The organism is Pantoea sp. Pa-EAmG, from assembly GCF_030024295.1.
GTDB classification, from domain to species: domain Bacteria; phylum Pseudomonadota; class Gammaproteobacteria; order Enterobacterales; family Enterobacteriaceae; genus Pantoea; species Pantoea dispersa.
Map to the genome: position 1 here is coordinate 1 of NZ_JASEWO010000248.1, position 4972 is coordinate 4972.

A 4972-nucleotide genomic window follows, 5' to 3' on the forward strand; every position below is an offset into this window, starting at 1 on the left:
CTTAACGTTTTCCATAGAGCGATCCTGAGATTTTGTAACGGATTGAACCGTCGGAGGTGTTGATGCCCACCGTGACCTGCGATAGGCGGATGCCGGTGAAGCCGGCGCCGGCAAAGATGTCGCGCGGCGGGACGTCGGTTTCAGCAGAGAACTGGTACTCCTGCCATTGCTGCAGAGGCAGGTCTTCCCCTTCGCTGTTCTGCTTTACGTCTTTAATCGGCACCGCCGACACGGCCAGATCGATGTTCAGCGACTGGAACCGGGAGATGAACTGCATCAGCCTCTCATCAGCCGGCACCATCGGGTCATCCCCTTCCGGCTTCTGCGTCTGCGGCAGCGTGAATGACGTCTGGCTGCTGTCGGCAAAGCTGAACACAGGCGCGACGCCGAACAGCTTCTTCACCGCGGCAACGTAGTCAGCCGTGGTGGCCGCTGAGTTGGTTCGCCGGATGGACTGCACGCTGACGTCACCCTGTGAGCAGACCACCGTCACGGTCATCCAGCCCGCTATTGAGAGCGGCACGCGGTCCAGCACCTGCTGACACTGTCCGACAAAGGAGCCCACCGAAGGCTGCTCCGTCCACGGGTGACGGAAGCTGTCCAGCGCCGCCTTGTAGCGCGCCTGCTTATTGAGCTCTGCCTGCCGGGCCATCTCACGCTGCAGCGCGACGCGGGCGGCGGCTTCACGTTCGCCCTCCACGTGCAGCCAGAAAGCCAGCCCGGCCAGCGCCAGCGCGGTCACCGCTGCGGCCGCCATCAGCTGCCCCCGCGTCATGCCCCACGTCAGCGGCCGCAGGCGGAACTCTTTGCTGAGGTTTTTTGACGCCAGCACGGTATCCAGGTCGAGCGGCGCGGTGACGCCATCAACCTCCGGGTCGCCGTAAACCGGCACCTCCAGATTGCCCTTACTGCCCCGCAGCTCGTCGCGCAGGTCAATAAGCTTCTGGCGCAGCTGGTCCGCCGCATAGACCTTGTCGGACCAGACGTGGATCCCGCCGCGTTCGGTTTTACCGACCAGCGTGTACTGAGTAATGCCTTCCGGGCTTTCACCCAGCGGCACCACGGCAATACAGCAGCCTTCCAGCAGCGAAGCCAGCGCCACCGTCAGCGAGTAGGTGCCACGCAGGCGAAGCCGCGTTCTCGGTGCGAACCCGGCCTGAATGCTGTCGCTGCGCCTGACGGCCACGAGGTCCAGCCCCTGCTCTTTCCCGACGCGGCGTATCTCCTTCATGGGATTGCGCTGGGCGCGGATGGTCTGCCAGGTCAGCCCTATCACGAACCGCCTTTGATTGATGGTCAGCACGCGGATATCACCGGAATCCGGCGCGGGCGCCGGACGTTTCCTGTTTCTCTTCATGGCATTCACCGGATGTAAGGCGTGACGGTAATGACGAAGGACTGACGGGTCTTGTCCCCGGAGCGCTGCCCGCCGGTAACCTGATTGTCCGGCGAAAGTTGCCCCTGACGGTTTGATGTGGCCACGTTCTGCTCCAGCCCGCTGATAACCACGGTCTGGCCGGGTTTCAGCCAGACGCGCTGCGGAACGGAGCGGGAGTCCACTTCAGGCGCCTCCAGCTTCTCAGTGTCAGAGCTGATTTCACGCAGCTGGATGAGGCTGGAGATGTTCAGGAACATGTTCAGCATCATGCGGTCGCCACCGTCGAGAATTTTCGGGAAGATCGTGATGTTGGTCCCGGTCGTCACGGAGCCCGGGGTGAGCGTCTGCGATGGCAGCGTAGTGCTGCCCGATGAATACACCGTCGTGGCCACGCTCTTGAGGTAGGCTATCTGACGTCCCACCACCACCGAGGCGGAGGCCATGTTGGTGGTCATCAGCGGGATTGTGCGCACGTCCGCCACCCGCGCCTGCTTGGACAGTGCGTCAAACAGGAACGAAGAACCCGCGAACTGACGCGCCGCGCCGGTCGCCGTATCCAGCACGGAGAAGCTCAGCGAGCCCGCATCGGCCACGGTCCCGGACGGCCCCGCCAGGTTAATGCCGTACTTGCCCGCCAGCGTTTTATAGATGACGTTCCAGTCAATGCCGATCGCATCACTCGTTTCGGTATTCACGGTGTAAATCACCACCTTCAGGTTGACCTGCCGGCTCAGCGCCTTGTTTTCGGAGGTCAGATAGTCGCCGATACGGCGGACCACCTCCGGCACGTCGGTGACGACAACGGTCCCGGTCGTTTTGTTCATGTCCAGACGCCCCACGCCCGGTGTCAGCATGCTTTCTGCCGTGGATTTCAGGTCGTCGTAGAGGTTATTGGCCATGGAGACGTCTGACTTCAGGCTGGTACCGCTTTCGCCCGACACGCCGCCGCTGGAGCTGGAGCCGGAGCTGCCGGAACCCGAGCCGCTGTCCGAGCTGCTGCTGTTCGACACGCCGCTCATCACGGAGCCGGTGAGCGTGTATTTCGCATCTGACGGCTCGATATCGAAGCGCGCCGTCTGCAGATAGAAAAACGTCACCATGCCGTCTTCGAATTTCCAGGAAATACCGAGGCGGGCGGTCACGATATCCAGCAGGCCACCGAGGTTGCCTGTGTAGGTCACGCCTGAAAATGTGCGCGAGGTGCCGCCCGCCAGTGCCGCTGCGCTGGCCGTGGTGCCCGGGCCGAACGAGTCCAGCGGACGCATGTCGCCGGCGGTCGGAAGCGCGGGCGACGGCACGCTGGTCAGACGCTGTGTCGGCGAGCCGGTCTGTCCCCCGCCTCCGCCCAGCACGGCCGCTGCATCCGGCGTGACGCGCGTGCGGATGTGGCAGACCGTTGCGATGTCCTGGCTGAACTGCCAGATATCCTGGGGTTTAATGGCCCGGTAAGGCATGTTGCAGTTCACCACCTCGCGGGGCGCGTTGTACTTCGCGACCGGCAGCGGCACGGGGCTGACGTACTGGCTGTTCTGAAACTGCACCACCGGACGGTTTTCAGCGGCCTGCCGGATGAGAGCAGAGGCGTCATCAGCGGTATTTCCGGCCGAACGGTGGACATCGTTAATGCGCTCCAGGGCGCAGCCCTGCAGCAGCGTGCTGCAAATCAGCACGCCGATCGTGGATTTTCTAAACATGGTTATTCCTGTTGCAGATGACGGTCAGGATCGGCGCCAGGCGGCAGCAGGAGACCCTGATGGGTTAGGTGCAGAAAAGGCACGTCACGACGTGACGCTTTGCCGTACTAAAGGCGCCGGGCCTTTAACATGAAGCGGCAGCGATAGCAGACCGCGTGCCTCTGAAGGTGGAAAGCGGCTGAACGTTGAGGTAGACCGCACGCTCACGGCCGGTAAAACGATCGTCAAAGATAACCGGATGGTAGGTCACGCACGCATCCGGCAGGCTGAGGATAACCGTGAGGTCGATAAGGTCGTTATCCCTGACGTCGATTTCCACAAAAAGCTCACCGGTCTCTTCATCCTTTGCGTCAGCCCTATCCATTTCCCAGAGCCACGTCACTCTGCTGAGCTCGGAAAGCAGATATCCGCCGCAGTAAGCGCCATGCTTTGAGAAGAACAGGCGCAGCGCGCGCGTCAGCCGATCGTCATTGCTTTGCTCACCGGTGTCGGCAAGCAGCGTCATGATGAGCCGGATAAACGCCCTGCGTGAGGTGAATGCCTCCGCGCTCAGGGGGAATTGAGGTGTCTTCCTGAGCATCAGCGCGTCTCCTTATCCATCGGGTTTGAGGCCGCTGAAGCCGTTCCCGGTGGCGCGTCGCTGATAACAACCAGACACTGCTGGCGGTAGCCGCTGACAAACAGAGGAACCTGTGCGGAATGCCAGAGGGTAAACAGCTGCGCCGTCGCATCCTCAAAGTTTGCGGCATGGAAAGTCAGGGTGTAATCGATGGGGTAGTTCGTCCCCGTGTCCCAGCGGACCGTCCACTTCGGCTTATCCGACCCACAGATTTCCTGTGACACCCACTGCTCATAGCCCTGTCGCAGGGTGGTGCCCCGCTCAATTTTCCAGATGCGCAGCGGCGGAGGAGCCTTCACCGTCTTAACCGGGATGACCGGCGCCCCGCTTCCCGCAGCCGCATGGTTCCCGCCGAACGGGTTACGTCCGGTGGAACCCGGCGCCTCGCTTTTAACGCTGCCGGCGGACGTCGTTTTCACAGAGGACGCAGCCGGTAGCAGAGGCACGGCAGGCTTCCCTGCCCCCTGCAATGCCTGAGCATGCTGCGCAGGCGCCACGGTGACAGTGTGGGTCTTATCGTTCAGGGTGGCTTTGAGACCGCGCGCCGAAAGCATCTTGTCGGCGACGTACTGCCAGCGATCGTTGCCCGTCCAGCGCCACAGCTCCGGCGCGTCGGCGGAGACCGCCTTATCAAACACCACGGTCTGCCCGGGCGGCACAATTTTGCGCAGGGCTGCGCGCAGCGTGGGGGCCGCACCGTCCTGCCGGATAAAGCCATCGGTCGGTCCGGCGCCCGGCGCGGAGGCCGGAGGGGAAGACGCGGGCTTCACCGTCAGCGCGGAAGCGCCGGTGGTGCCCGCCGTAAGGGGTTGGACGGGTTTAGCGGCGGGCGCAACCGGACGCTGCGCCGAGGGCCCGGCCTGATGCACCCGGTACTGCATGGCGCTGATGTCGGCCGCGCTGCGCGAGAGCATGCTGTCGATCACGCTCCCGGAAGGCGGCCCGGTGTAAACCGCTGGCTGCGCGCAGCCGGTCAGCAGCAGGACCGGTATCAGCCCTGCCCGTTCGGTAAATGACATAGAGAGAACTCCGGATAACTCAGGGCTGCACCGTCTCTGCGGCGGCCGGAGCCGGACCGGCAAAAACCGTGCGGGAAGGCAGGCGAACCTGCCGGTCAGAAGGGGTGTCGTGGCGCCGGGTGCTTCGCGGTGCTCTGGCCAGACTGACAGACGCCAGAGCGGCATGACTTAGACTTGTCGCATCGCATTAATGAGTAATAAGACGATGTCAGTCTGACCGCGTGCGCTGGCCGCAGGTCCGCCACAACGAAAAGCGCACTGA

General features: G+C 63.0%; 4 protein-coding genes. All 4 read right to left on the bottom strand.

The annotated features are described in order from the left end of the window. Position 1 precedes the first annotated feature (1 nt). The 4 genes from pilO2 to QMM04_RS20860 all read right to left on the bottom strand — a co-directional run bounded on the left by pilO2 (position 2) and on the right by QMM04_RS20860 (position 4710). Positions 2 to 1357 carry a type 4b pilus protein PilO2 gene (pilO2, locus tag QMM04_RS20845; protein WP_282996916.1) on the bottom strand — a complete coding sequence of 452 codons (1356 nt, stop codon included), beginning with the start codon at positions 1355 to 1357 and terminating at the stop codon, positions 2 to 4. Between the two features lie 5 nt (positions 1358 to 1362). Further along, entirely contained in the window at positions 1363 to 3072 is a 1710-nt protein-coding gene (locus QMM04_RS20850) for a PilN family type IVB pilus formation outer membrane protein (RefSeq protein WP_282996917.1), read from the bottom strand. A gap of 124 nt (positions 3073 to 3196) precedes the next feature. Further along, on the bottom strand, positions 3197 to 3652 hold the full coding sequence (locus QMM04_RS20855) for a hypothetical protein (RefSeq protein WP_282996918.1): 456 nt from the start codon (positions 3650 to 3652) through the stop codon (positions 3197 to 3199). Then, a complete protein-coding gene (locus QMM04_RS20860) occupies positions 3652 to 4710 on the bottom strand; it encodes a TcpQ domain-containing protein (protein WP_282996919.1) in 1059 nt (352 codons plus the stop codon). The genes QMM04_RS20855 and QMM04_RS20860 overlap by 1 nt, the downstream gene beginning before the upstream one ends. Positions 4711 to 4972: the final 262 nt, after the last annotated feature.